The 26,149-nt window shown below is 54.7% G+C and carries 23 protein-coding genes and 2 pseudogenes; 11 read left to right on the top strand and 14 right to left on the bottom strand.

Features of this window, described 5'->3' with window-relative positions:
- Positions 1-95 precede the first annotated feature (95 nt).
- Positions 96-266, top strand: a pseudogene (locus ACFVTJ_RS21745) (transposase); the annotation flags it as partial.
- 148 nt (positions 267-414) lie between these two features.
- On the opposite strand, the gene ACFVTJ_RS21740 reads toward ACFVTJ_RS21745, so the two are convergent.
- From ACFVTJ_RS21740 to ACFVTJ_RS21705, 8 genes are all read right to left on the bottom strand, one after another.
- Positions 415-951: a hypothetical protein gene (locus ACFVTJ_RS21740; protein WP_386910663.1), complete on the bottom strand. Its 537-nt coding sequence runs from the start codon at positions 949-951 to the stop codon at positions 415-417.
- 52 nt (positions 952-1,003) lie between these two features.
- Positions 1,004-2,014: an acyltransferase family protein gene (locus tag ACFVTJ_RS21735; RefSeq protein ID WP_386910669.1), complete on the bottom strand. Its 1,011-nt coding sequence runs from the start codon at positions 2,012-2,014 to the stop codon at positions 1,004-1,006.
- Between the two features lie 363 nt (positions 2,015-2,377).
- Positions 2,378-2,791: a GtrA family protein gene (locus ACFVTJ_RS21730; protein ID WP_386910662.1), complete on the bottom strand. Its 414-nt coding sequence runs from the start codon at positions 2,789-2,791 to the stop codon at positions 2,378-2,380.
- Complete coding sequence (locus ACFVTJ_RS21725; RefSeq protein ID WP_386910661.1) at positions 2,788-4,071, bottom strand: NAD(P)/FAD-dependent oxidoreductase; 1,284 nt, start codon at positions 4,069-4,071, stop codon at positions 2,788-2,790. The genes ACFVTJ_RS21730 and ACFVTJ_RS21725 overlap by 4 nt, the downstream gene beginning before the upstream one ends.
- A 12-nt stretch (positions 4,072-4,083) precedes the next feature.
- Positions 4,084-5,016, bottom strand: coding sequence for an NAD-dependent epimerase/dehydratase family protein (locus ACFVTJ_RS21720; RefSeq protein WP_386910660.1), 933 nt, complete (start codon positions 5,014-5,016; stop codon positions 4,084-4,086).
- Positions 5,016-5,753 (bottom strand): SDR family NAD(P)-dependent oxidoreductase, encoded by a 738-nt coding sequence (locus ACFVTJ_RS21715; protein ID WP_386910659.1) that lies wholly within the window; start codon positions 5,751-5,753, stop codon positions 5,016-5,018. The genes ACFVTJ_RS21720 and ACFVTJ_RS21715 overlap by 1 nt, the downstream gene beginning before the upstream one ends.
- A gap of 10 nt (positions 5,754-5,763) precedes the next feature.
- Positions 5,764-7,038: an FAD-dependent oxidoreductase gene (locus ACFVTJ_RS21710; protein WP_386910658.1), complete on the bottom strand. Its 1,275-nt coding sequence runs from the start codon at positions 7,036-7,038 to the stop codon at positions 5,764-5,766.
- A 59-nt stretch (positions 7,039-7,097) separates the two neighbouring features.
- A complete protein-coding gene (locus tag ACFVTJ_RS21705) occupies positions 7,098-8,567 on the bottom strand; it encodes a UbiA family prenyltransferase (protein ID WP_386910657.1) in 1,470 nt (489 codons plus the stop codon).
- Between the two features lie 232 nt (positions 8,568-8,799).
- Here ACFVTJ_RS21705 and ACFVTJ_RS21700 point away from each other — a divergent pair, with 232 nt between their 5' ends.
- The 3 genes and pseudogenes from ACFVTJ_RS21700 to ACFVTJ_RS21690 all read left to right on the top strand — a co-directional run bounded on the left by ACFVTJ_RS21700 (position 8,800) and on the right by ACFVTJ_RS21690 (position 13,795).
- Positions 8,800-10,677 carry a hypothetical protein gene (locus tag ACFVTJ_RS21700; RefSeq protein WP_386910656.1) on the top strand — a complete coding sequence of 626 codons (1,878 nt, stop codon included), beginning with the start codon at positions 8,800-8,802 and terminating at the stop codon, positions 10,675-10,677.
- A 308-nt stretch (positions 10,678-10,985) separates the two neighbouring features.
- Positions 10,986-11,726, top strand: a pseudogene (locus tag ACFVTJ_RS21695) (IS5 family transposase).
- A gap of 305 nt (positions 11,727-12,031) precedes the next feature.
- Positions 12,032-13,795, top strand: coding sequence for an ABC transporter ATP-binding protein (locus tag ACFVTJ_RS21690; RefSeq protein ID WP_386910655.1), 1,764 nt, complete (start codon positions 12,032-12,034; stop codon positions 13,793-13,795).
- An 83-nt stretch (positions 13,796-13,878) separates the two neighbouring features.
- On the opposite strand, the gene ACFVTJ_RS21685 is transcribed toward ACFVTJ_RS21690, so the two are convergent.
- Entirely contained in the window at positions 13,879-14,649 is a 771-nt protein-coding gene (locus tag ACFVTJ_RS21685; protein WP_334152695.1) for an IclR family transcriptional regulator, read from the bottom strand.
- A 114-nt stretch (positions 14,650-14,763) separates the two neighbouring features.
- Positions 14,764-15,573 (bottom strand): ABC transporter ATP-binding protein, encoded by an 810-nt coding sequence (locus ACFVTJ_RS21680; protein WP_386910654.1) that lies wholly within the window; start codon positions 15,571-15,573, stop codon positions 14,764-14,766.
- 127 nt (positions 15,574-15,700) lie between these two features.
- Between ACFVTJ_RS21680 and ACFVTJ_RS21675 the strand changes: the two genes are divergently transcribed.
- Genes ACFVTJ_RS21675 through ACFVTJ_RS21650 form a run of 6 tightly spaced genes read left to right on the top strand, consistent with a single transcriptional unit; the run spans position 15,701 to position 20,698 of the window.
- Positions 15,701-16,504, top strand: a complete 804-nt coding sequence (locus tag ACFVTJ_RS21675; RefSeq protein WP_386910653.1) for an ABC transporter permease — start codon at positions 15,701-15,703, stop codon at positions 16,502-16,504.
- A 32-nt stretch (positions 16,505-16,536) separates the two neighbouring features.
- Positions 16,537-17,526 (top strand): ABC transporter substrate-binding protein, encoded by a 990-nt coding sequence (locus ACFVTJ_RS21670; protein ID WP_386910652.1) that lies wholly within the window; start codon positions 16,537-16,539, stop codon positions 17,524-17,526.
- Positions 17,527-17,586: 60 nt separating this feature from the next.
- Positions 17,587-18,336 (top strand): SDR family NAD(P)-dependent oxidoreductase, encoded by a 750-nt coding sequence (locus ACFVTJ_RS21665; RefSeq protein ID WP_386910651.1) that lies wholly within the window; start codon positions 17,587-17,589, stop codon positions 18,334-18,336.
- 8 nt (positions 18,337-18,344) lie between these two features.
- Positions 18,345-19,031, top strand: a complete 687-nt coding sequence (locus ACFVTJ_RS21660; RefSeq protein ID WP_386910650.1) for a hypothetical protein — start codon at positions 18,345-18,347, stop codon at positions 19,029-19,031.
- 9 nt (positions 19,032-19,040) lie between these two features.
- On the top strand, positions 19,041-19,907 hold the full coding sequence (locus tag ACFVTJ_RS21655; RefSeq protein ID WP_386910649.1) for a fumarylacetoacetate hydrolase family protein: 867 nt from the start codon (positions 19,041-19,043) through the stop codon (positions 19,905-19,907).
- Positions 19,908-19,912: 5 nt separating this feature from the next.
- On the top strand, positions 19,913-20,698 hold the full coding sequence (locus ACFVTJ_RS21650; protein ID WP_386910648.1) for a 2-keto-4-pentenoate hydratase: 786 nt from the start codon (positions 19,913-19,915) through the stop codon (positions 20,696-20,698).
- 94 nt (positions 20,699-20,792) lie between these two features.
- Here the strand turns inward: ACFVTJ_RS21650 and ACFVTJ_RS21645 are convergent, their stop codons facing one another.
- The gene (locus tag ACFVTJ_RS21645) at positions 20,793-21,698 is read right to left on the bottom strand and encodes a LysR family transcriptional regulator (protein ID WP_386910647.1); all 906 of its coding nucleotides are present in this window, start codon (positions 21,696-21,698) and stop codon (positions 20,793-20,795) included.
- A 160-nt stretch (positions 21,699-21,858) separates the two neighbouring features.
- Here ACFVTJ_RS21645 and ACFVTJ_RS21640 point away from each other — a divergent pair, with 160 nt between their 5' ends.
- On the top strand, positions 21,859-22,914 hold the full coding sequence (locus tag ACFVTJ_RS21640) for an aldo/keto reductase (protein WP_386910646.1): 1,056 nt from the start codon (positions 21,859-21,861) through the stop codon (positions 22,912-22,914).
- Between the two features lie 49 nt (positions 22,915-22,963).
- On the opposite strand, the gene ACFVTJ_RS21635 is transcribed toward ACFVTJ_RS21640, so the two are convergent.
- The 3 genes from ACFVTJ_RS21635 to ACFVTJ_RS21625 all read right to left on the bottom strand — a co-directional run bounded on the left by ACFVTJ_RS21635 (position 22,964) and on the right by ACFVTJ_RS21625 (position 26,126).
- Complete coding sequence (locus tag ACFVTJ_RS21635) at positions 22,964-23,914, bottom strand: bile acid:sodium symporter family protein (protein WP_386910645.1); 951 nt, start codon at positions 23,912-23,914, stop codon at positions 22,964-22,966.
- A 242-nt stretch (positions 23,915-24,156) separates the two neighbouring features.
- Positions 24,157-25,821, bottom strand: a complete 1,665-nt coding sequence (locus ACFVTJ_RS21630; RefSeq protein WP_386910644.1) for a type IV secretory system conjugative DNA transfer family protein — start codon at positions 25,819-25,821, stop codon at positions 24,157-24,159.
- Positions 25,818-26,126 (bottom strand): mobilization protein, encoded by a 309-nt coding sequence (locus ACFVTJ_RS21625; RefSeq protein ID WP_386910643.1) that lies wholly within the window; start codon positions 26,124-26,126, stop codon positions 25,818-25,820. Before ACFVTJ_RS21625 ends, ACFVTJ_RS21630 begins: the two co-directional genes overlap by 4 nt.
- Between the last annotated feature and the right edge of the window lie 23 nt (positions 26,127-26,149).

Below are 26,149 nucleotides of genomic sequence, written 5' to 3'. Positions count from 1 at the left end.
TTGGATGCTTCGTCATATGACTACTCCTAGTGTTACCACTAGGACTGGCAGTCAGCAGGCCGTCATCGCAAGACGGCCTTCACCGTGGGCTTACCTTCCGCGCCGAATGTCTGAATCAGCACTGGTTCCTGACCCTTGCGGATGCCCGCGAAAAGATGGAGGATTGGCGTATAGACTATAATGAGTTTCGGCCGCATGGTGCGATCGGCAATAAGGTACCGATCTCGCTGATGAAATCAGGAGGCTCAACCAGCCCGCCTCCCTGAATGAAGCCGGAAAACTCCAGCCTCAGCTGGTCCAATATTTGGGGGCGGTTCAAAACCGCCGAGGCTATAATCGCCGCCGGATGAAAGTTCAGTGGCAGGTCAACCAGTGTACAGGTTTCGAAGGCTATCGCCATACGCCTAACCCTACTCAGCATCTGACGCGCCAGATGGGGTCTCCTTGCCGCTTACAGTTCTTCGCCAGCTCTTCGAATTCCATGATAAAGGCATCAAGCTTGGCGTACATCTCGGCCAACTGGAATTGCACCTCGAAAATTGCTGACTTCTTCCAGTCTCTTATTATCGGCACTTGCTCCGCTACGCCGAGGACGTGCAAAGTATCAGAGAGCGCTACGATTGGCGTAAGGAGGCTCGTAAAGGCTTTATTGGTCTCGCGCAGGGCCGATTCGAGCAGATTAGAATGTTGATGCATTGCTCCGTCGAATAAGTCTTTAACATTTTGCATCTCATCTTTCGCCAAATCCCCAATAGCGAGTTGACAGTAAGCTTGCATAATCAGGAGCTTGGTCTTCATAGGCGCAGTGAAATCCTTGCCTTTCTCGAGCCTCTCCAACAATCCCTCGGGTGTCCAAGCTGCAAGGAAGGCCCGATGCTTTCGAAGAATATCAACGAAGGCGCAAGCCCTATCCAACCTCGACTTGTCTGGTTGTATCTTCTTTTCGAACATTCGCTTGTGTCGCTTCTGCTGGCGCTCGTCGATGATTCGCGATTGATCGCAATTACTTGGAAGCCAGAGAACTGGTCCGGACTCGCGCTCGACGCGCAAGTACCGTCGCAGTCAAGTTCCTAAGTTTCAGTAGCATTGGCTTCTCGATCATCACGTGGATTTGCAGTCCCACAACAGTGGGGACGACGATAGTCAAGGGGATCGCGAAAAGGGGATAGTTTTTCAGAATGATGCCGTTCCAAGCAAACGCTTCGCCCATAAATTGCATTATGGTTATGTGAGTTAAATATATGGCGTAGCTGGCGTCGCCTAATAAACTAATTAGACGCGAGTGAAGCCAACTTTTGTCCTCGAAGTGGATAAACCCAAATACCAATAGGGCCGCAGGTAATCCCCATTGCAGCTCTCTTGAATAGTCTGGTTGTGGCGTGATGACGAAAATCGCCACTGCGACCATTACGCACTTCGTAGCTAGATTTCTTGAAAGCCTTAGCCCTCGTTGATGAAACAGAGCAATAACGACCCCTGCCGCAAATTCGAGAACAATATTGTTTTCAAAGTAAATACCGGGTTCGCGAAACGGGACCGGAATTTTCGCTATAGCCAGGAATAGCATTATGAGTACTGAGGTGAATGCGACCTGTCGCACCTTCAAGGCGAGCAGAACGCCGAACACGACATAAAACAACAATTCGTAATATAGCGTCCACGCTGGGAAATACACTGGCTGGCGCTGGTATCCAAATTCAGGGATCAGGAAGACTGACCGTAGAAGGTTTTGCCAAGTCGGAATTGAATCCCAAGCGTACCATGTGAATAGAATGAAAAAAGCGGTGGCGAGCCAATAAAACGGATAAATCCTCGTAGCTCGCCTAGCTAAAAAGTAAGCAGCTGGCATTCCTTCTTTAGTTGAGAGTGTAATGACAACACCGCTTATTACGAAGAAAATATCGACTCCTGCGGCGCCAAGAACCCAGGTTTGGTTCGCGAAGTCCTGCGTGCTATGGTTCAAGACGACCAGAAAGGCGGCGATAAAACGTAGAAATTGGATTGAATAAAGCATGTCCACACTATGGTCGCATTTGGTCGGCTGCTCATTTCAAAGGAAAAGTGAATAATGTCAATGAAGAGACTGAGCAGGGTCGAAGCCGGTCAAAACTCTTGTAGAACATCTTGTGTGGACCGTGGCCCGATGGTGCGCCTTCCCGCTGCAACCCGTTACTGACGACACAGATGATGCCCCCCATCACGCACCCATTTTCGACCCGCACTTCGCCATGTCAAATCGGAAAACACGGCGATAGGCGCGCCATCTGATGCCCCCACAGCAAAAACAGATCGGCCATCAGATTCTCCTTCCAGAAAACGTGGATCACATCCCTTCAGAAATCAACAGATCCTGGCGCCAGTAGCTGCAGACCTGCGATCATTTTGATGAAAACGTAAAGTACTTATGCAGGAAGTAACTCATAGCTACTGGGCTTAAAACTCCGATGACATGCGCCACGGATTCTGGATGAAAATCGAAACCTGCAAGTGGGAACAACCATCGCGCCAAGCCGAGGCTTACAAGCCAGACCTGGGCTAACGCAACCATGTTCACCAAACCAAAGCGCAGATACTCCGCCTCAGGTCGGCGACCTGACTCCTCGAAAACGAATAGTTTCATAAGGCCATAGGCCGTTGTCATGCCGATGAGGTAGGCTATCACGATTGCAGCAGAATAGCTGGTGATTGTGGATAGCGCTGCCCGCGAAAGAACATTCACGCCGGCGGCTATACCGCCTGACACCACGAAGCGAACGAAAGGTGATGAGATCATTCCGGAAATCGATCTCATTTCGGGACGGCTTCAGCCATCGCTTTGCCAAGCCTCACGCTTTCCGCGATGCCCCGATCCTCAGGATAATAGTAGGAAGTGTCGGCAATCTGGAGCCCCGAAATGCGCGTCTGAACAGGCGGCAATTTATCGTAGAAATTTGGCTCGCAAACTGGCTGCGCATAGGCGAGCCGGCCAACTCTCGCTTCGATAACATCGTTGTCACTTACATCGGGATTTACTTTTTTAATGTATCCCAAAGCCTCATCGATGAACTGCTGGTCAGTCCAGCTCCATTTGTGATTCGTCGTCGGCATGTAATACGGCACATAAACGACAGTGTCGCTCACGGGGCGAAGATTGGAAAACTCAATTAGCCCGGGTATCTCGATGGTATCATCAACGATATTGATCCAGAAATGGCGGCTGATGGACTTCTTCAATTTGAAGAGAAGGCAAACCACGCCGATATTGCGAATATCATCGTATTTCTTTTTCGACGCTTCGGGGAGATCAGGCACCAAGCGGGAGACCAACGGCGTCGGCAGGGTGGAAATGACAGCATCGGCGGGAAAGAAACGCTCCTTCGTCCGAACTCCTGCAACCTTGCCATCCGCGCATTCTATCCGTTCGGCGGCAGCGCCGAGATGCAAGCGTCCGCCCTTTTCCGTATAGGCTTCAACAAGCGCATCGACCAAGACCTGGCTTCCACCGTCAATATAGCCAAGTTCCTCCTGAAATATCGAGCGCCGGGAGTTGCCGATACGACGCACGCGCGTTGCAATCCAGGAGGCGGAAATATCGTCGGCAAGCTCGTAGAACTTCAATTCCATCAAACGCTTCCAAAGTGTGCCATACACTTCTTTGCCGGAACCCTGTTCAAGCCACTGCCGCGCAGTCTTGTGTTCAACCTTGGAGAAGTCGCGCGCTTTCGTCGTCAGGAACATTTGAAGCCCCGTCCGGAATTTTGCGATCAAGCTCAGATGCGGGAACCGTAACAGGGAGATCGGATCGCCCCAGGGATGAATCTTCCCCTTCATGAAGTAACCCATTGACGTTCCACGCCACTTCATCCGGTCGGCGATGCCGAGTTCCCGCATCAGCGCAAAGGTTGGCTCGTCGGATTTACAGACAAAATGATAAAAACGTTCGATCGACAATCCGCCAAAATCAAAATGGGCGGCCATTCCACCGGCCACTGAGTCGCTTTCGATCAAATCGACCTCATGCCCCAAGCTTACGGCGCGATGCGCTGCGGCAAGCCCCATGGCCCCCGCCCCAATCACCACAATGCGGCTCATTGGTACTGTCTCCTAAAAATCCAACACAATCTTGCTGTATGTGGGGTGTAAATAGGTCTCGGTGATTGCGTTACGCAATGGAGTGGCCTCCACCCCAAAGACCGCCGGCCAATCAATGACTGGAAATGTTTCGGGTATCACGAGCGCCTCAAGTTGGCTCGTTGTGAAAGGTGGCTTGGAACTCAACTTTCCGTACACGAAAAGAAGCCACCAAAACACCGTGTAAGGGATATGAATGATCCGGGCTTTCGGCTTCACCGTGGTATGGATCAGATTAATCAGATCGCCATAATACACCTGCTCCAGCCCCGAAATATCGTAGGTACCTGTGGGCATTTTCTCCATGGACGAGATGATGATCGCTGCAAAATCCCCGACATACAAAGGCTGCCTGATGAACTTGCCGTCACCAGGAATCGGGAAGACCGGCACGCGATCCATGAACCGGCGAAGCCAACCCAGATGCTTACGATCAAACCAGCCGAACATCAGTGTAGGCCGCAAAATCACGTGCGGAATGTCCGTCACTGTGTCGATGAACTGTTCCTGCGCCGTCTTTGATCGCGTGTAGAAATCATCAGCCTTTGAATTCACCACCGAAGATGAGATATGCACGAAATAAGGCGTTTTGTGCTTGCGCATCGCCGCGACTATATTTTCCGTCGCGGTGACGTTGTTCTCTATGAACTCGCGTTCGTCCAGACCACCGATCTGTGCTTGATTTAGCAACACGGCGTCGACACCCCGGAACGCATCTTGCCATTCCCCAGGTCCGGCCAGATCGGCTTCTATGACTTCGATCTCAGGGTTCAACTGGCGAAGCAAAGCTGTGTTGCTGGGATGTTTGTCAATGCCGACGATCTCAAGCCCTTCGACACCCTTGAGGCGCGCAATTATATTTTGGCCGACCAGACCCGCAGCGCCCGTTACAAGAATCTTTCTCATTAAATCTCCATCCGATTGAAGATGCGGCTGGGGATATTGCGGATAATCAGCATAATGTAGCGCCAGAACCCCGGCGCATAAGCGATTGGCCCACCGCGAAGCGCGCTGGCATGAATCACCGCCGCAATCTGCTCCGGCCGCGCCCAAAGAAGGCCGTTCCTCTTCATGCCCTCTGTCATTGGCGTTATCGTCGGACCAGGTTTCACCAAGACAGCACGCGGCCCTTTGTTGGCGAAACGGTGTGCAATTCCTTGCACAAGCACGGCCAGTCCAGACTTTGCTGCGCCATAAACATAGTTGGCGCGCCGCCCGCGATCTCCCGCAACCGATCCGATAACTACCAGCGTGCCCCTAGCCTGTCGCTCGAGCAAATCTGCAGACGCCAGGCACCAGGTGGCAGCGGAATTGAAATTTACCCTCAATATCTCTTCCGCAATTTCTGCGTCGCGCTCAGCCTCATATTGATCACCCAGAATGCCATAGGCTAGGATGATGTGATCGACTCCGCCGATCTGGTCGGCGAAAGCCCGCAGTTGACCAGCAGCGTCATGCGGTGTTGCGAGATCGCAGGTAGCAATCTCAACCCGCCCTGCACCTCGGCTCCTCAAGTCGGCCGACGTTTGTTCCAAACGGCCCCTATCGCGACCGACAAGCACAATGGATGCGCCTTCGGCGGCATAAATACGCGCTGTCGCCATAGCGATCGAGGAAGTGGCTCCCAAGAGAATAATTCGCAATTTTTTTCCTTTAATCCTGAGTCACGCGCGTCCAAAAACCTGAACGAAATATCGGATCGATATGTTTTGAGAAGAGACGCCAGTCCGGATAGCCCGCCTGGAATATCCTGGCCGGCATTCTTCCGTCTTTGGCGGGATAAAGCCGTCCTTTAGCTTCCATTACAATAGCATCCAGCCGATCCATCAACTTCAGCGTCGTCTCTCCCCGATTCGGAAAATCCAACGCCAGAGTTGTCCCCTCGCGCGGGAACGAAAGAAGTCCGGGAGACTGGATTGAACCGAATGTCTTAAGGACAGCAAGAAACGAGCCCTGTCCACTCGCGGCAATCGTTTTCAACATCTCATTCGTCGCGTCTTCCTGGACAGATGGAGGGACAACGGATTGGTATTGATACATGCCCCTCTTGCCATACATGCGGTTCCAGCGGCCGATCGAGTCCAGCGGATAAAAAAAAGGATAGATACCCGTCCTGCTTTTCCCGCTTTTCTTGCTGCCACGGTAGAAGTAAGCGGCATTGAAGGCACGAATAGAATAGCTGTTCATAGCTGCAGCCGGCAAGCTAACGGGCATGGTGAGCGCAGTATTGCCGCTGTCCAGCAGACGGGAACCAAGTTTTGCGTGATTTCCACGCGTAAATATTCCCCGCCCCAGCCTGTCTCCGCCAGAAAGGCAGTCAATCCAGGAGACGCTATATTCGAAATCTACCTCGCTTTCCTCAGCAAGGTGAAAAAACTCTTTTGTATTACCAAATGGAACGTTTTCAACGTCGATGATAGCGCTCTGGATGGGTATTACCTCCAACTCGACCCATGTTATCAGCCCTGTCAGCCCTAATCCGCCTACGGTCGCGGCGAACAGCCCGGTCGCGTCGTCCGCAGCCAATTCGATTTCTTCTCCATCGGATCGCAACAAGCCAATGCGCCTTACCCAACGGCCTATAGTGCCGGTTCTGTGATGGTTTTTACCATGCACGTCGTTTGCGATAGCGCCGGCTATCGTTACAAAACGGGTGCCGGGGGTGACAGGTATAAAATACCCTTGATGAACAATGATCCTGAGGATGGTGTCGATGGACAAACCTGCCTCTGCACGCAGGAGCCTTGTTTCCGGATCGAAGTGAACCACTCTGTCAAGGGAAGTCATGTCGATCAACCCTCCGTTCGGGTTTAGTCCGCTATCGCCATAGGAACGGCGCAGACCACACGCTAACAAGGAAATATCTCGTTTAAGAGCCTCATTCATCAATGCCGGCAATTCGTCTCGCCAAGTCGGCCGCGACAGCATATGCTGGACCCTAAGCACGCCGCCCCACGAACTAACTCCAAAAGCGGACGCAAAACGGCTCATAACGCCACCAGAAAAACGATCGCAATGGCCGCTCCGAGACCGATACTTACATTGTCCCTGATGGCGAAACTGACGGGGTCGTCGTTCATCCTTCCCCTGTGAGCCAATATCCAAATACGGCCTAGCCATATCGACAACAGGACAGGAATTGCGGATAGAAATTCTGGACGCGCATAGTCATTGCCCGCCAGCATTTCCATCAGGATAAAAATAACCAGAACGACAAGCGACGCCATCGCCGCACTCACGCCGAGCGCAAGTGTGAGCGGCGCATCCCCTACCTCATAACCTCTGCTCTTAAGGCTCGCGGCGCCGCTGGTGGACGCACGAACAATCTCGGTATGGCGTTTCGCAACAGCGAGGGAAAAGAAAAGGAAAACAGCAAATGTCAGAAGCCAAGCCGGACGCGAATGCTCTAACAGAACAGCGCCCATCACCACACGGGATGTAAAGAGGAGACCGATTATCAGCGTATCGAGCAGAGGAATACGCTTAAGCCCGAGTGAATAGGTGCCTGTGACAACAAAGTAACCCAAAAGCACCGAAGCGAATTGCAACGAAAGCAGACCTGCCGCAAGAAAGCCAGCTAAAATAAGTGCTACCGAAAGCACGAAGCCCGATCTGATCGACAAGCGGCCGCTGGCCATAGCTCGGCTGCGTTTCGACCAATGCTGTCGATCTGCGTGCAGATCGGCAATATCGTTCAAGAGGTACGTACCGGATGTCACCGCCAGCAGACAGACAAATGCGAGTAGCGTTTCGACAATCAAAGATGCGTTTGACCATTGGTGAGCGAGAATTAGCGGAACAAAAATCAAAACGTTTTTTGTCCAGTGATGGACACGAATTGCCTTCAAAAACTCTTTTATACCTAGGGGCGCGGTGGAAAACTCGGCAATCACGGGCTTGTTCAGCTTCTTAGCCTTTGCAGCAACGCCGCTACTCGCGCCAGCCAAAACTATTGCATCCGCTGCATCCCAAACCGACAAATCTGCCTTGCTATCGCCGACATAGATGAACCCTTCTGGAAAACGCGAGGCCAGATAGTTCGCTTTTGCAGGGCCTTTCAGGTTGCTCTGGCTGGATCCAACTGCGGAATCAAATATTCCAACCTTCGCTGCAACAACATCAACGATCGACTGGTCCGCAGCAGAACATAAATGGAGAGCGTGCCCCTCACCTGCTTTCTGGCGCAGCCAATTCACCAGATCTTCCCTGAATGGCAAAACAAGTGAAGTGAGATCCAAGTGTTTTGCGATGGAGGCTTTAAGGACATGGCGGCCACGTGAAAGGGTTGGCAGCGCCGATAGGAGAGCGAAAGGCTTCCGGAACAATGAGAGTGCCGCGGCCTCATAAAGCGTATCCGATAAAAGAAGCGTTCCATCCAAATCAACGACAATGGGTAAAGCGGGCCGGGCCTCGTCAGCTGTGGAACTCTGTCTCTCTGATGAAAGGTCTAAACTCATAATGCCCTTGCTCTCTCACGTCGCGTCGCTACAGCCTATACGAAAATAACTACCCCATTGCTATCCGCTCATTTGCAGAATTGGAAATGCGCCAGCCGACCATTTCCTGGTAACCCTGCGGGCGCGGATATGGCATTGCCAACCTGCAATCGACCGATCTCCAACCAGCTTGACAATTTTCGGCCTAAACCGGATAGCTCAGCGAGTTTGAAGCAGAGGCAGAAGTTTTATAATGAAATTCATCAATCAACGGCTGGTGCTAATAGCACTGGCCACGCTGTGTATATCTGCCTTCTTTTCTCTTTATTACTTAACGCAACAGCCGCTCGATATGTATGCGTTTCGTCAGACGCAGACCGCAATAACATCTTTCTGGATTATTAAGGAAGGATTCACTTTCGCTTATCAAACGCCGGTAGGTGGAAGACCCTGGGCCATACCGTTTGAGTTTCCGCTTTACCAAGGGATCGTGGCCGTTATAGCGAAAACATTTAACCTGTCGCTTGATGCTGTCGGGCGGCTGGTGAGTTACATATTTTTGCTAGCATGCCTCTGGCCTGCCGCTGGAATATTTAGAATATTTAAGCTTAAGTGCGAGACATTCTACATATTTTCGGCCTTACTATTATCATCCCCCTTATATTTGTACTGGGGGCGGTCTTTTATGATCGAGACAACGGCGCTTTTCTTCACCATCGCATTTCTATACTATTTTTCACTCGGCATGCGCGAGGGTTTTAGCATCCGTTGCAACGCATTTCTGCTTTTGTGTGCAACGCTCGCTTTGCTGCAGAAGTCGACTACAGCATTGCCCGTGATGATCGTGGCGGCGTTGATCTATGCCTATGTGACCCTCCGTCAGACGGAACAATTCAAATCGCTCTTCAAATTAAATGTACTTGCTGTCCCGATTTTCGGCTTCTTGTTTCCCGTCATAGTGGCTTACGTGTGGGTAAAATTTACCGACGATCAGAAATCGCTGAACATACTCGGCGAGTATCTGACATCCGATCGTCTGAACTCCTGGAACTGGGGCACGCTGGCTCAGAGATTTGAACCTACGATCTACGATAAAGTCATTCTATCGCGAATGTTCGTCGGAAATCTCGGTGCTGTCGTCGGAGTGGGCTTGTTCATCTTCTTTCCAATATGGTGCATGAAGAACGGTCGAAGAACCGAGCTGATGCTATTTTGCATCGCGCTTGCCCTGGGTTTCCTGCCGTTTTTGATGTTCCCGAATCTGCATATTGTTCATACCTACTATCAGGCGGCTAACCTTGCTTTCCTTCTATTTGCTGCAGCCTTGGCACTTGGAACATTCCACAATTCCGCTCCTAAAGGAGTGACGGGAATTCTCCTTTTTATCTTGGCATCAAACTACGTCTATTTCGGAATAAAATACTACCCGGCCATATCTCAGCAATTCAGCAGCTATGATCGCGACATCGCGGTTGGGAAATCGATTAAAAATGCCACAACAGAAGGCGGGCAGTTTATCGCATTGGGTAACGACTGGAGCTCGACATTTTCCTATTTCGCAGAGCGTAAATCTTTTACGATTCCCGACTGGCTCACGCAAACTGATGATGTTTTGGTGCATCCGGAAAAATACCTCGATGCAGACCAGCTTGGCGGTCTTGTCTTCTGCGGCAAAGATAATCTGGACCCTGCTATTTTCACTGATTTTGTAGTGCGGAAGCAATGGAATACTGCTACTGTTAATGCCTGCAAAATCGCTTTCCCGGGAACGGCTTTCAATGGTGACGGCGCTACTTCCATGGAATGCCACGGCGCGATTGATATCAACGAGATCACGGAGGAAAGTGGTGCTCGTTTTGCCCGGCTGGAGGGCTGGGTTATCCCGGTTGATGGTGACGAGAAAATTCGCGAGAGGGTTTACATTCAGCTCCCAGGATCCAATGGAAAGCCACAATATGTCGAAGCATTGAGAACACCTAGAGACGAGATTAATTCGCAATTGAAAATGCCGCCGGAAAATTTGAGCGGGTTTTCAGCCTTGGTTCCGCTTCAGCAAGAGCAGGAAACTGAAGATGTTGTGATCATTCGTTCGCGAGGAGATGTCAAAAACATCTGCCGCCTCACTCATTAAAAAAACTTCTAATATCGGTGACAGGCTGACGGAGCGATGTCTCACTGACCGCTGGACGTACGGCGCTTTTGGCGGTCGTCAAGCAGCATTAACAGCCAGTGTTGGTGTTGCGTCTTTGCCAGGAGGTCGCCACACAATACCACTCTGACAACGACGCAAATATTGGTAAGCCCCGTTTTGGTAGCACCTCGGTTTACGCTTGGCGGAATGGAGTGACGTTGTTCCCACGCATAAACGCTGGGGCACCGTCTGCCTCAATGGCTTTCACCGCTACGTCCCTCGCCTCTGCGTCGCTGACTGGCGAGCAAATGGCTCGTCTTCAAGCCCCAATGGCCATGGCCACCGGCGCGTCGATGATCAGCGTGTCCTGAGCGGCATCATCTTCGTGAACTGCAACGGTTTCAGGTGGCGCGATGCGCCGAATATGGCCCCTACAAAGCGCTTTATAATCGGTGGAAACACTGGGGCGACAAGGGCATCTTTCCCCAGATGATGGAAGGCTTGGCTGCGCCTGAAGCACCGAGCGCAAGACTATTAATCGACGCGACCTATCTTAAGGCTCACCGCGCGGCTTCCAGCCCGCGGGTAGAAAGGGGGGCGCGAGCCGCCTGATTGGACGCACGAAAGGCATGAAAACCAAGCTTCATGCCGTAACGGATGCGAACGGTCGCCCGATCAATTTCTTCCTAACGGCAGGCCAGGTAAGCGATTATACCAGTGCTGCCGCCTTGATTGACGAGCTTCCCAAAGCCAAACGGCTACTGACCGACCGTGGATACGATGCCGACTGGTTTCGTGACGCTTTACAGGCGAACGGGATCACGCCGCGCTTTCCGGGTGGGAAGTCGCGGAACAAGATCGTCAAATACGACAAGCGCCGCTACAACCAGCGCAACCGGATTGAGATCCTGTTCGGGCGCCTCAAAGACTGGCGGCATGTCGCTACGCGCTACGACAGATGCCCAATGGCCTTCCTCTCCGCAATCGCTCTCGCTGCAACCGTTATCTTCTCTCTCAGATCAACGAGACATGACCGCAACCAAGCATGACGGTATGATCGCGCACGGAGCCGAAGCGCTGATATTGACAGACAGAATGAGGAAGACTATTTCCTACGCACCAATGTGGGCGGCGCGTGGCTTAGAATGGGGACTTTGGTCCTCGTAAACGCATGTCGTTGCCGAACTATTTTGATCCGAGTTCCGTAAATCTCCCTGCAGTGCGGATGGATGGTGCAACAAGGTGAATACGAGTGACATGCTGACTAGGTGACACTACAATTACCTTTGCCATGAGGTGGTGAGCAGGTCTTGCTTCGGAACGATATTTATCTTGAATTCGCAAGGATATTGCAGTGATCGGATCATTTTTGTCGCCAGACGACAAAAAGCTGTTAACGCGGCTATTTAAAGAAAACTTCAAAAAACACGTCGGCTGGTATTCTGCGGCGATCGCAGCGATGCTCGTTGTCGCTGGCATGACATCTCTTAGCGCGTGGATAATGCGTGATATTGTCAACAGCGTCTACCTGAAGCAAGGATTCGATGTCGTCCTTGAGATTGCGTTTGCAGTTGCAGCTATCTTCATAGTGAAGGGTCTTGCTACCTTTGTTCAGAGCTACTACCTCAGCAAAGCGGGAAATAGCATCGTCGCCGAGCAGCAGCGCAAAATCTACGATAGGCTCCTCAAGCAAGGCGTATCTTTTTTCCAAAATTTGCCATCTTCCGAACTTCTGGTCCGCGTGACCTACAACGCCCAAGCTGCCCGCAGCGTCATCGACACAATCGTCACATCCTTCGTTCGAGACCTCTTCTCCCTCCTCGGCTTGATCATCGTGATGTTCGCCCAGAATTTCCTTCTGAGTGCGATTTCCATGATTATTGGTCCGTTGGCGATCGTCAGCGTTCGTCTCGTGCTGCGGCGCGTGCGAAAGATCATGGAGGCGGAACTTGCTTCGTTGAGCGAAATCGTCAACGTCGTCCAGGAAACCAGCATCGGCGTACGAGTCATCAAGGCTTTTTCTTTAGAGAAGCTGATGGCGCAACGCATGAACAAAGCGGTTTCCGATGTCGAGCAGCGAGCGAATGGCATAGCCAGACTGGAAGCCGCGACCAGCCCGATCATGGAAACCTTGTCTGGCCTTGCCATTGCAGTGGTAATTGCCGTCTCTGGCTACACTGTGCTTGAAAAAGGCGGTTCCCCCGGCGATCTGATGGCCTTTATCACGGCTCTTCTCCTTGCCTACGAGCCCGCCAAACGGCTTGCTCGCATGCGCGTGCAGATCGAGGGAGGGATGATAGGCGTGCGCATGATGTTTCAGGTGCTGGACGCGCCGCTAACGCTGACCGAAAAGAAGGACGCAGTCCCGCTTCCCAAGACGAGCGGCGATGTAGAACTTAAAAACGTAAGCTTCGAATATGTGCCCGGCCAGCCGGTTCTTAACGACGTTAGCGTCCTCTTCGAAGGCGGCAAGATGACGGCGCTTGTCGGCCCCTCTGGCAGTGGCAAGTCGACTATCATCAACCTCATGATGCGTCTTTACGACCCGCAGAACGGCTCCGTTGAAATCAACGGCACGGATCTGCGCGATGTTTCCTTCGCCAGCCTGCGCGAGCATGTTTCTTATGTCGGCCAGGAGACGTTCCTGTTCTCCGGAACGATCAAACACAACATCTCCGTCGGTCGCGACAATGCAACGGAGGAGGAGATCATCGCTGCAGCCAAGGCCGCAAATGCGCATGATTTCATCATGAAGATGCAGGACGGCTACGACACCAAGCTCGGTGAGAACGGCTCCGGTCTGTCGGGCGGTCAGCGCCAGCGCGTGGCCATTGCTCGCGCAATGCTTCGAGACGCGGATATTCTGATCCTCGACGAAGCGACGAGTGCACTGGATTCCGAATCCGAATCCCTCGTGCGCGATGCGCTCGAGCGTCTGACGCTCAACAAGACATCCATCGTCATCGCCCACCGCCTTTCCACCATTAACCGGGCCGATAAGATTGTCGTAATGGATAATGGTGAAGTGGTCGAACAGGGCAGCCGGCGTGAATTGTTGGCGAATGATGGTCTTTACAAGCGGCTTCACAGCATCCAGTTCGACGCCGACGTCGCTTGACACCATAATGAAATCGGGCGGCTCTGCCGCCCGAATTTGCTTTTCGGCTATCTTGAGCTTGGGCCCCAAAATAGCCGGATTAGCTACCAGGCGATTTCCATGTCACTCGCAGCCCTTGCCAGAAGCGGCAATATCTCCGCCACACGCTCATCCGTAAGACGAGTTAGCGGCGCCGCCACGCTCATGGTTCCCACGACCTCTTTCCCCTGGCGAATGGCGACAGCAATTGCCCCCACTCCCTCCTCGGCTTCGCCAACTGCGCGGCCGTAACCGAGACCTGCAACGGCATCGAGTTCCCGGTTTAGCGCTTCGATGGTATTGATGGCGTTTGCAGCCTGCTGGCCGGGTTGGCCGAGCCCGGCTTCAAGGGCGATCCTCAGCGCCCTCTCCCGCTCCAGGCTCGCCAGCCATATTTTACCGTTTGCCGTTGCATAGGGCACAATATCGGCGCTCATATCGGGTTCAAACACCAGGCCTGAGCGGCGACCGCGAGCGGAGCCGACCCAGACAAGCGTATTATTCTGCACAGCCGTCAAACGAACAAGTTCGCGGGTGCGTTCGGCGAGCGCATTCAGGATCGGTTGGCGCAAATCCGAGACTTGCAGTCGCGACAGTTGTTTCTGGCCCACCAGCGCCATGCGCATGGTTAGCGCGTAGCAATCGCTCTCGGGACTCTGCCAAGCCCAGCCATTCTCGATCAGGGAGGTGAGGATGCGATGACATGCGCTTTTCGGAATATCGAGTTGATGAGCCACATCGGATAGTTTGAGCGGCTCCTCGGCCAAGGCAAGGAGCTCCAGCATGGCGATCGTCCGCTCGACGCCGCCGCTTGGTACATTGGTCGTCCTGTCCATTTCATTCTCCGGTCCCATATGCGTCGCGATTTTCAATCAAAAGACAACGCTTCATCAGGAAGATGCAGGGCCTTTCGCGTCTTCCTCTTTGGATACGTGAAAGCTCCATTCGTTTCAGGCATGGCGTTGCAAAATGCCGCGCGAAAGGAAAATCTCGGTAATCTCCTCGGATTTCTCGATGAATTCCGGCTCCCGCCGCGCCGCCAGCCCACGCGGGCGAGGCATGTCGATATCCAATATCCTCTCTATTCTCCCGGGTCTCGGGGTCATGACGATGACGCGATCCGCAAGAAGAACCGCTTCATCGATGGAGTGTGTGATGAATACGACCGTCATTCGATTCTTAAGCCAGAGCGCTTCCAAATCGATACGCATCTGTTCACGTGTCAGCGCATCCAATGCCCCGAAGGGCTCATCCATCAACAACAGACGCGGTTGCAGGAGCAAAGCGCGGGCGATCGATGCGCGCTGCTTCATTCCGCCGGAAAGTTCATGCGGATACCTATCGGCGAAATCCTTCAAACCGACGGATTCGAGAAGCGCAAGCGCATGCGGCCGCAATTCTTCGCGGTTCCGCCCGGTCATTTCGGCTGGGAACAGCACATTGTCGATGATCGTTCGCCAAGCGAGAAGTACGTGATTCTGAAAAACGATGCTCATACCGGGCGGCGGTTCCTTGGAAACGTCGCCGAAAACGGAAATCTCTCCCGTGCTGGCGTGAGAAAGCCGAGAGATCAGCCGCATCATCGTCGATTTGCCGCAGCCGGATGGGCCGACAATCGCGACAAACTCTCCGTCACCAATCGTCAGGTCAAGTTTTTCCAATGCCACGACAGGTGTGTCCGCATGCCCGAAATATTTGCTGACACCCTTTAACAAGACGCCGGGTTCATAACCGGTCCTGTCGTTTTTCTTCTGCAACATGCATTCCTCCCGCTGCATTTCATTCCTTCACTGCCTCCGAAATAGCACTTGACGAAACATCAGTCCATATGGAACATTGTTCCAAAATGAAATTGTCCAGCAAAAAGCGGGCAATTCGGGAGGAAGCATGTTTTCGAAAGTCATTGGTGCCGTCAAAGGACAGGCCCACACGGTAGGCAGCCTCGCGGGTGCAGGCATTGTCTGGGAGATCGCGGTGCGTCTCTTGAATGTTCCGGAATATATCCTGCCGGCGCCAAGCAAGGTCTTTACGGACCTTTATAACAATGTGCCTATTGTCTTCACCGCATCGCTCTATACGCTGCAGCCCATGGTGCTCGGCTTCCTCGTGGCGGTCGTGATGGGAACGTTGCTTGCCTTGCTGGTCGTCTATTCACGTGCATTCGAGGCAATCTTTTATCCGCTGCTGGTGATCCTGCAGATCATCCCAAAGATCGCCATCGCACCGCTCTTCATTATCTGGGTCGGCTTCGGCCTGCCTTCGAAGATCCTGCTAGTCTTCCTGCTTTCCTTTTTTCCGATCGTGGTCAATTCCATCGTAGCGTTTAAGTCTATCGAACCTGACGTCTACGATCTCGCCAAGAGCTATCGCGCCGGACGACTGAAGATTTTCTGGAAGGTGGAACTACCTGGCGCCCTGCCCTCGCTTTTTGCCGGCTTCAAGGTGGCTGCAGCACTGTCTGCAACGGCGGCCGTGGTGGCGGAATTCGTTGCCTCCGACAACGGGCTTGGATACCTGCTGCTGAATTATAACGGCAACATGAATACCAGCATGACCTTCGCCGTCATCATCGTGCTCAGCCTTCTCGGCCTTCTTCTGTACGGCATCGTGGAAATGATCGAACGCTTCGCGATCCCCTGGCACGTTTCGCAGCGCCGTGACGATTTCACTGTCGGGAAAAGCGCGACCTGAATTCGGACTTCAATTAAAAACGGGAGGATAAAATGTTCAATATTATGAAAAAAACGCTTGCGGGCGGTGCGATCGCGCTCGCCGTTGGTCTGGCAGGAACTCAGTCAGCTGCGGCTGAAGACAAGGTCACACTCCGTCTCAATTTCCTTTTGAGTGGTGTCCACACCATCTTTTATTACGGCGCAGAAAAGGGTTTCTACAAGGAGGCGGGCATCGATCTTCAGATCGGCGAAGGCCAGGGCTCGGCGCGCACGGTCCAGTCGGTCGCAACTGGCGGCGATATGTTCGGCATCGCCGATGGTGGCAGCGTCATTGCCGGCGCTTCGAAAGGCGCACCGGTCAAATCCGTGCTCGGTCTGCTTAACACCTCACCCTATGCCATGACGTTTCGCGCGGATTCCGGCGTAAAATCCATCAAGGATGTGGAGGGCAAGACGGTTGCCGCCAGCGCCGGCGAGGCATCACTCGCCCTCCTGCCCGCTATCTGGAAAAAGAACGGCGTCGATGCGTCCAAGGTGAATATTCTGAATGTGGATGGACCCGGCAAGATCATCGCCATCATGCAGGATCGCGCCGCGGGCATTCTCGGCGGGCTTGAAAACCAGGTCGTGGTTCTCAATTCAAAGGGTCTGGAGCAGAAGGTATTTTCTTTTGCGGAGCTGGGCGTGAACACGCAGGGCCTGACGATCGTTACCAACACCAAGTTGATCGACAGCAATCAGGACCTGGTCAAGCGCTTCGTGGCGGCGTCGCTGAAATCCATAGAGGCAGCCAAGGCGGATCCTGACGCGGCAGTTGCTGCAGCCGTGAAGGAAAAACCGACCGGCGATCCCAAGCTTCTGAAAGAGCAGCTGGAAGTCTCGCTCAAACTTCTGCCGTCGCCATCTGCCCCATCTGCGCCGCTCGGCGAAATGGCTGCGGCAGACTGGCAGCAGACACTCGATCTGATGAAGGAATATCAGGACGTCAAGACCGATATGTCGGCAGACGCCTTCTTCACCAACAGCCTGATCGCAAAATAACTGCAGACGCCGAGAGCCCGGCATATCTGCCGGGCTCGATGCGGAACAATGGTTTCAAACATGTCCACACGCTATGATCTTGAAGGCCGGGTGGCGGTCGTTACAGGTGCTGCCGGCGGCTTCGGTGCCGCCATCAGCCGGCGGTTACAGGACTGCGGCGCCACGGTGGTTCACTGGGATCTGCCGACAGCTGTGAAAAGCGGTTACGTTGCCAACCTGCCCCATGCCGGCGTCGATATCACTGATGCACAAAGCATCGAAACCGCCACCAATGATCTGCAACAACGGTTCGGCAGGCTCGACATCCTCGTCAACAATGCCGGCATTGTCGGCAATGTCGCGCCCTTGTGGGAAATTCCGGTCGAGGAATTTCGCAGGATCATCGACGTCAATCTGTTCGGGTCGTTTCTTGTTTGCCGTGCGTTGGTGCCGTTGATGATCGAAACGGCGAAAGAACGCCATTTCGGCCGCATCGTCAACGTTGCCTCCATCCAGGCCAAGGAAGGCATGCATCAGGCTGCCGCCTACAGCGCCGCCAAGGCAGGGCTGGTGGCGATGACCAAAAGCCTCGGCAAGGAACTGGCAACGGCGGATATTCTCGTTAACGCCATTACGCCCGCGGCCTCCATGACGGCAATGAGTATCGATGCCCCGAGGGAACGACTGGACGATATTCTCTCCCGCATTCCCATGCGGCGTTTTCTCGACCCCGCCGAAGTCGCCAATATGGTGGCCTGGCTCTCTTCTTCCGAATGCAGCTTCTCGACCGGCGCGGTTTTCGACCTGTCCGGCGGTCGCGCAACATATTGAGGTAACCAATGTCTCTCTTGGGAAAGGCCGTCGTCGCCATATGGAACGACATCTTGCCGGAAGGCCGTGATAATTTCATCGAATGGCACAATCGCGAACATATTCCCGAACGGGTATCGATACCAGGTTTCATGCGCGGACGCCGTTATATTGCCAAGCAGGGATCACCTGAATATTTCACGCTCTATGAGGCAGCGGATGCGCAGGTGCTGGTCGACCAGCCCTATCTTGAGCGGCTGAACAATCCCACCCCCTGGACAAGGCGTTCCACCGCAGACTTCCGCAACACGACACGCGGTGTCTGCAACACCGACTATTCCCATGGCTGCGGTGACGGCGGCTTCATCGCCACTTTTCGTTTTGACGTTGCCGACAATGACAAGGCGACAATCCGATCCATGCTGACTGACGCTCTCTACAAAACCGGCAAGCTGAACGGCATCAGCGGCGCCCATCTGTGCATTGCAGACAGTGGCGCAAGCAGCCTCGAAACCGCCGAACGCAAGGGCCGTCAGGTTGGCGTGCCCAACTGGATCATCATGATCGAAGGCGGCTCGGCCTCCTCCGTGTCCGATGCCGCAGACGACCTGGCACGAAAACTCTCCAGCGCCGACCTTGTCGGACCCGTGGAAGTCGGACTTTATCGCCTTGAATTTGCGCTGGGCGAAAATGCTCTTCAGCAATCAGCCGCATAGGAAAACAGAATGAAACTTCTTCGTTACGGTCCCATCGGCCTAGAAAAGCCGGCAGCGCTCGACGCCGAGGGCATTATCCGCGATCTTTCTTCGATCGTCACCGACATAGCCGGGACAACCCTCTCGCGCAATTCCCTTGAAAAACTGACAAAAATCGATCTTTCTTCGCTCCCGGCTGTACCATCTGATGTGCGGATCGGTCCCTGCGTTGGTTCTGTCGGCAATTTTGTGGCGGTTGGCCTCAATTACATCGACCATGCGCTGGAAACGAATGCGCCGATCCCTGAAGAGCCTGTGCTTTTCAACAAACACACGTCATGCATTTCCGGCCCGAATGATCCGATCTGTCTTCTGAAGGATTCGGAAAAAACCGATTGGGAAGTCGAAATCGCCTTCGTTATCGGTGAGCCGGCCTATCATGTGCGGGAAGAGGATGCACTCTCCGTCATTGCGGGTTTCTGCGTCTGCCATGATGTCTCCGAACGCGCCTTCCAGATCGAACGCGGCGGCCAATGGACGAAAGGCAAAAGCGGACCGACATTCGGTCCTCTCGGACCATGGCTGGTGACGCCGGATGAAATCGGCGACGTGCAAAATCTCGACCTATGGCTGGACGTTAACGGCCAGCGCATGCAGACAGGCTCGACGTCCAAGATGATTTTCCCGATCGCAACGCTGGTTTCCTATATCAGCCGCTTCATGCGTCTGATGCCAGGCGATGTGATCACCACCGGCACGCCGCCCGGTGTGGGCCTCGGAATGAAACCGCCCGTCTTCCTTAAAGCCGGCGACGTGGTCGAACTCGGCATTGATGGCCTTGGCAGACAGCGCCAAATCGTGACAGCGTTCGGCGCGCGAGATCATCAGGAGACATGAGCGGAATGACGGCGATCGAAAAACTGGCGGAGCGTTTTGCAAAGGCAAGCTGGGAGGGTGATAGAATTGTTTTAGCTGAGCTGGAGGCGGAGGGCCTCGTTCCGGGCACGCTTGCAGAGGCGATGGCGGTTCAGCGAGACTTTGCAGGATATTTGGGAAAACCGATCGGCGGCTGGAAGCTGGCGATTCGCCCGGATGGCGAGGCGGTCGCGGCTCCCATGTTCGATTGCTGCCGGGTGAACGATGCCAATCTCGCTTCCTTCCCGTTAGATGGAACGGAGGGAATTGAAGTCGAGATATGCTTTACGCTCGCTGCCGATATTCCCGCCGCCGCTGAAAGGCAGCTCACCAAGGCGGATATGATGCAGTATATCGACAAGGTGCATCTTGGTGTCGAGCTTCTCCGATACAGGCTGGAAGAGAAAAATCAGGTTCCGTTTCCGCTCTTTCTGGCAGATCGCCTCGCCAACCACGGTTTCGCCCTCGGGCCGGAAGTGGACAAGCGCATCGTGGATGTTTTTGCGGCTAATAGCGATGACCTGCCGCTGCTCATCGTCACCGAAGGTCCAGTGCAGATCTTCAATGCCAAGGTAAAACACCCGAATATTGATCCGTTGGCGCCGCTTCTCGCCTTCGCCAACGCCGCACTCAACACAGGACATATGCTGAGAGCAGGCCAAGTGGTGACGACGGGCAGCCTCTGCGGTGCGTTGCCGAGTGCACTTTCTGGCGAGACCGGCATTATCCTGGAATCAGTTGGTGCTTTCACATTGTCAGGTCCGAAAGATTAAGCCGCCAGCCTAACGGATACAATCACACGCGCCCGATCCCCGGGCATGAGAAGCAAACAGGCGCCGTTTCCAACCGTTATCTGTTTGCGTCGTTTTATTTCACCCGCCCGTATTCACCCAGAAAATCGAGCAGCGCCCGGATGCGTGAGGGAAGCGGCCCGCGTTGGCCGACATAGACGGCATGAAACATCTCCGTTTCGCCCGTATCGAGATGATCGAGCACCGGGACCAGCTGGCCGGCGGCGATATCGTCTATCACGGTGAAAGAGGCAAGACGCACTAGCCCGACACCGGCAAGAGCAAGACGGCGAAGACCCTCGCCATCGCTTACCTGCACGCGTCCCGTTGCCGGGATCACGACGGTCTTGCCGTCGTCCCGCAACGGCCATCCGTCGACTGACCGGGCATAACCAAACCCTAGACGATTGTGATCTTCCAGATCGGTGATTGTTTGCGGCACACCGCAGCGCTCCAGATAGTCAGGGGCGGCGGCGATGATCATCCTTGTCTCGCCGAGTTTGCGGGCAACGAGGCTGGAGCTTTTCAGCGGCCCCGCCCTGACCGCGACATCCATACGCTCCGCAAGAAGATCGACCACGAGATCCGTCTGGACGATATCGAGCGTGATATTGGGATAAAGCGCCAGAAAGCGTGGCAGGATGGGCGCAAGAATATGCGTTGCATAGGATGCGCTGGTGTTGATTCGAACGCGGCCGACAGGCTGCTCGCCCAAGCCGGCGGCGCGTTCGGCCTCTTCGAGATCGGCGAGGATGCGAGTGGCCCTTTCATAGAAAGCGCAGCCCTCCGGCGTTATCTGAAGCTGGCGGGTGGACCGGATGAGCAGACGCGCGCCCAGCCGACCTTCCAACCGGGCGATGAGCTTGCTCACCGCCGAAGGCGTCATGTTAGCCGCAGCGGCCGCACGGGAAAAACCACCAAGCTCGATGACCCGTACGAAGATCTCCATCTCCCCTGCCCGGTTAATCTCCAGTCGCGCCATGATGACTTCACCTCACAAGTGATAGTATTTTCGGCATTCTATTTCATTGAAGGGTAAGCGTCTATCTTCTGGGGCGTCGCAACCCACCACGGAATGGATAAGTTCGACGCGGCAACATGCCTCGCTCGCCACCATCCCGAAGCAAGAAAGCAATACCCCAATGGAATATCGCTATCTCGGCAAATCCGGACTGAAAGTGCCTGTCCTGAGTTTCGGCACCGGAACCTTCGGCGGCTCCGGTCCGCTCTTCAGCAACTGGGGCACCTCTGATGCCACGGAGGCCCGTCGCCTTGTCGATATCTGCCTTGAGGCGGGCGTCAACCTGTTCGATACGGCTGATGTCTACTCCAATGGGGCATCGGAAGAGGTGCTCGGCGAGGCTCTCAAAGGCAGGCGCGATGGCGCTCTGATTTCAACCAAGACTAGCCTGCCAACGGGTGACGGGCCAAACGAGGCCGGCTCCTCCCGCTTCAGGCTGCTGCGCGCGGTGGATGATGCCTTGCGCCGTCTCCAGACCGACTATATCGATGTCCTTCAGCTCCACGGCTTCGATGCATTTACGCCGGCCGAGGAAGTGCTGTCGACGCTCGATACGCTCGTCCGGTCCGGCAAGGTGCGCTATACCGGCGTGTCGAACTTTTCAGGCTGGCAGATCATGAAATCGCTTGATGTCGCGGACAGATATGGCTGGCCGCGTTATGTGGTAAACCAGGTCTATTATTCCCTAGTTGGCCGCGACTACGAATGGGACCTGATGCCGCTCGGCGCGGATCAGGGTCTTGGCGCGATGGTCTGGAGCCCGCTTGGCTGGGGGCGGTTAACCGGAAAAATCCGCCGCGGCGCACCGCTGCCTGAGGGTAGCCGCCTGCACGAGACCGCGAGCTTCGGCCCACCCGTGGATGAAGACCGTCTCTACCGCGTGATCGATGCGCTCGACGCTGTCGCGCAAGAAACCGGCAGGACGGTGCCGCAGGTTGCCCTGAACTGGCTGCTCAGACGCCCCACTGTTTCCACGGTCATCATCGGCGCGCGCAATGAGGAACAGCTTCGCCAGAACCTCGATGCCGTGGGATGGGAACTGACGTCAACACAGATCGCGACGCTGGACGAGTCCAGCGAGACGACTGCTCCCTATCCGCATTTCCCGTATCAGCGCCAGGAGGGCTTTGCCCGGCTTAATCCACCGGCCGTAACACGTCGGACTATGCCGTTCTAAGGCTGGGTCAGGCCGCCTAAACTACAGGCGGCCTGACAAATGCGGAGCTTCAGGCGGTTTTGTCAGCGGAGCCTGCGTCCACCCGGCCCGAAAACCAGTTTGCCAGAATTGCACCGGAAATATTGTGCCAGACGCTGAAAATGGCGCTCGGAACGGCAGCGAGAGGCGAAAAATAGGCCGTGGCAAGTGCTGCACCAAGGCCCGAATTCTGCATGCCGACCTCAATCGCAATGGCCTTGCGCTTGGCAAGCGACAGGCCCGTTGCCTTTGCCGCGAGGTAACCGAGCAGATAGCCAAGGCCATTGTGTAGAACCACGACGGCAAAAATCATCATCCCGGACTGCGCGATGGACGCCTTCGATCCTCCCACCACCGCCGAAACGATGAGGACGATGCCGATGACGCTTACCAGCGGCAATGCCGGAACGGCGGTCTTGACGAGACCGGGCAGCAGCTTCTGCAGGGCGGCGCCGAGAGCGAGCGGAACCAGAACGACCTTGACGATGCTGAGGAACATGGCCCAGCCGTCAATCGGCAGGAACTGACTCGCGAACAGCCAAACGAGGAACGGCGTCACCAGCGGCGCGGCAAGCGTGGTGACCGAGGTGCAGGCAACGGACAAGGCGACATCGCCCTTGGAGAGATAGGTCATGACATTGGAAGAGGTGCCACCAGGGCAGCAGCCGACCAGAATGACGCCGGCAGCGACTTCCGGCGGCATGGGAATAATGCGGGTGAGCAGCGCCGCCAGAAGCGGCATGATGAGAAACTGGCCGAGCACGCCGATCGTCACATCGAATGGCCTTTTGACAACCTCCCTGAAATCATCGACCGAAAGTGTCAGGCCCATGCCAAACATAATGATCGACAGGAGCGTGACGATCCAGGGCGCGATTTGCTTGAAGGTTTCAGGAAAGAAAAAGCCGAGTACGGCGAACAGGATAACCCAGATGGCAAAAGTCTTGCCCACGAAAGCCGAAACGGCAGCCAGCGTTTTCATTTCCATACTCCCAAGATGATCAAGAAACCCCGTCTAGACTCCTATGGTGCCCTTTCAAGGTCATTACTCTGTTGCTAGAGCCCGCGGTCAAAAACGATCCCTCGGCTGGATGCCGCCGTCACCGCAGGACTGCAATTTAGATGAAGGCTCACTATCTGCTTCCCGTTGTGCCACAGGGAGCCTGAGGGCCACACATACAGGGCCCGTTCCAGATGCCGGACAGTCTTCACGTCACGCTTCCGTCAAGGTGGGTCGAACATCTCCCTGAACTCTCGATCGGCAAAATACGCAAGCTTCTCAGCAAATATTGGTCGTTGTCCGGCCAAGAACAGCAATTGTCCTTTTGCCGGCAGATTGCGTACCTCATCAGGAGTGAGTAGCGGCCGGCCGGTGTGCTGTTGGCTGTAGGAAATCCCGGTCTTATCGGAATCGAGCGCTCTTGCCATCGTCTGGAACACGACCGTTTCCTGTCCGAGCAAATCAGAGATGAGGCGGGCGCTGTCATGATCGTTGACGCCAAAAACCTGCAGCACGCCGGCGTTTGACAAAAAAGTTCCGGCACGGTGACCGTATGTGGCCCGCAGTTGATGGATATCCTGGAGGATCGGCCAGAGCTGGACACCATAACCCGCCATCAGGCCCATCGCGCGTTCGACTGGCGCCAAGTGCCCAAGAGATGCGAACTCATCAAGCAGATAGAGAACCGGTATCGCCGGCTTTGCCGGATCGCGGGCCATTTCGAGCAGGCTTTGTGAGACAAGCAGGCGCAGCCAGCGCGAATAGGTGGAGAGCCGATCAGGCGGAAGGACGAGAAACACCGTCATGTTGTTGCGCTTGAGATCGGCAAACCGGAAATCCGAGCGACTGAGGACGGTCGTCATGCGCGGTGAATCGAGGAAATGCGTATGACGCTGGGCTGCCGACAGAACGCCTGCGGCTTCGCGATCGGATTTTCCGAGGTGGCGGTTTGCGGCGCGCGCGACAAGACCTCTTGCCGCATCGCTCTCCTGCATACGCTTGAGCAGTGCTGCGAACTGTTCTGGCGCAAGGGTGAGATACTCGCGAAGCGTTGCAAGGTGCCGGCATCGCAAAGGCTCCGTCGAAACGATCTCGAGCAGCAATCCCGCAATCAGCGCTTTTGCCTCCTCGTTCCAATGCGCCTCGCCTGCCATTCCCGGCTCATCGAACACGAGAGCGTCAGCAAGAGCACTGGCATCTTCTGCGACATCAAGGTTTTGGGGATCAAGCATGGCCAGCGGATTGAAGGCGGCCGAGGGTCTCCCCGTAACTCCGAAAGGATCGAGCACATGAACCGGCCCGAATTTTTGACGAGCACGGCCGGTGATCCTCGCATTCTCGCCTTTTGGATCGACACAGATCACGGAACGGTCGGCGGTCAGCAGGTTTGGGATGATCGTGCCCACACCCTTGCCGGTACGGGTCGGTGCCATGGTGAGGAGATGGGCCGGGCCATCATAGCGCAGAGGCTTGGCCGTTTTCATATCACGACCGATCAGGAGGCCGGAGCCGGATGCGGTAAGAGCGGCTATCTCCTTGTCTGTCGCAGAGCGGGCGGAGCCATGGGTATCATCGTCATTCTCCCCGAAATGCAAAATCAATGGAGTGGTAATGAACCAGAAGGTGATAACGGCAAGCGCCAGCAGGGTTAAGAGACCTGGGATGATGTGGACAAGCGAGCCCCGCTCGAAACCCATTTGCTCGAGGAAATGACCGCCACCCATGCCGATCACAAAGGTGACGTTGAACAGGATGAACATAAATCCGAGAAGCCGTTTCCAGATCCGGAAGGGCATGGTGATCAAAGCGAGAAATGCCCAAAGCGGATCACGTGCTGCGGCTCGCATCATGTTCCTGAATGCGTCCCGAGAAAGTCGCAACCGGTTCATTGAGCGCCCTGCCCGCTGTCGCCACCCTCTCCCTTGTCGGTCAATCCTTGTCCGATCAGATCGACAAAGAGCGCCTTGTCATTATCGCGTGTCAGGAACCCTGGCAGTTCGCGGCGCAGCCAGTCACAGAGTTGTTCGCTGAAACTCGGATCATCCGAGGTTTCGAGGTGATGCAGGACGAGCGAGCCGATCAGGACCTTGCGGCGCATTTCGTTGTTGCGCTCGGTTTTCGAGAGACGGGCCTTGAGGGCGAACCGTTGCGCGTCCAGTTCAGCCAGGCGCTGTTCGATTGTTTTCCTTGCCACGATTGTTCCTTTCGATTGCGGTC

The sequence above is a fragment of the Agrobacterium sp. NPDC058088 genome, from assembly GCF_042885035.1.
In the GTDB taxonomy this organism is placed as follows: domain Bacteria; phylum Pseudomonadota; class Alphaproteobacteria; order Rhizobiales; family Rhizobiaceae; genus Agrobacterium.
This window is presented reverse-complemented; position numbering and strand designations above follow the sequence as displayed.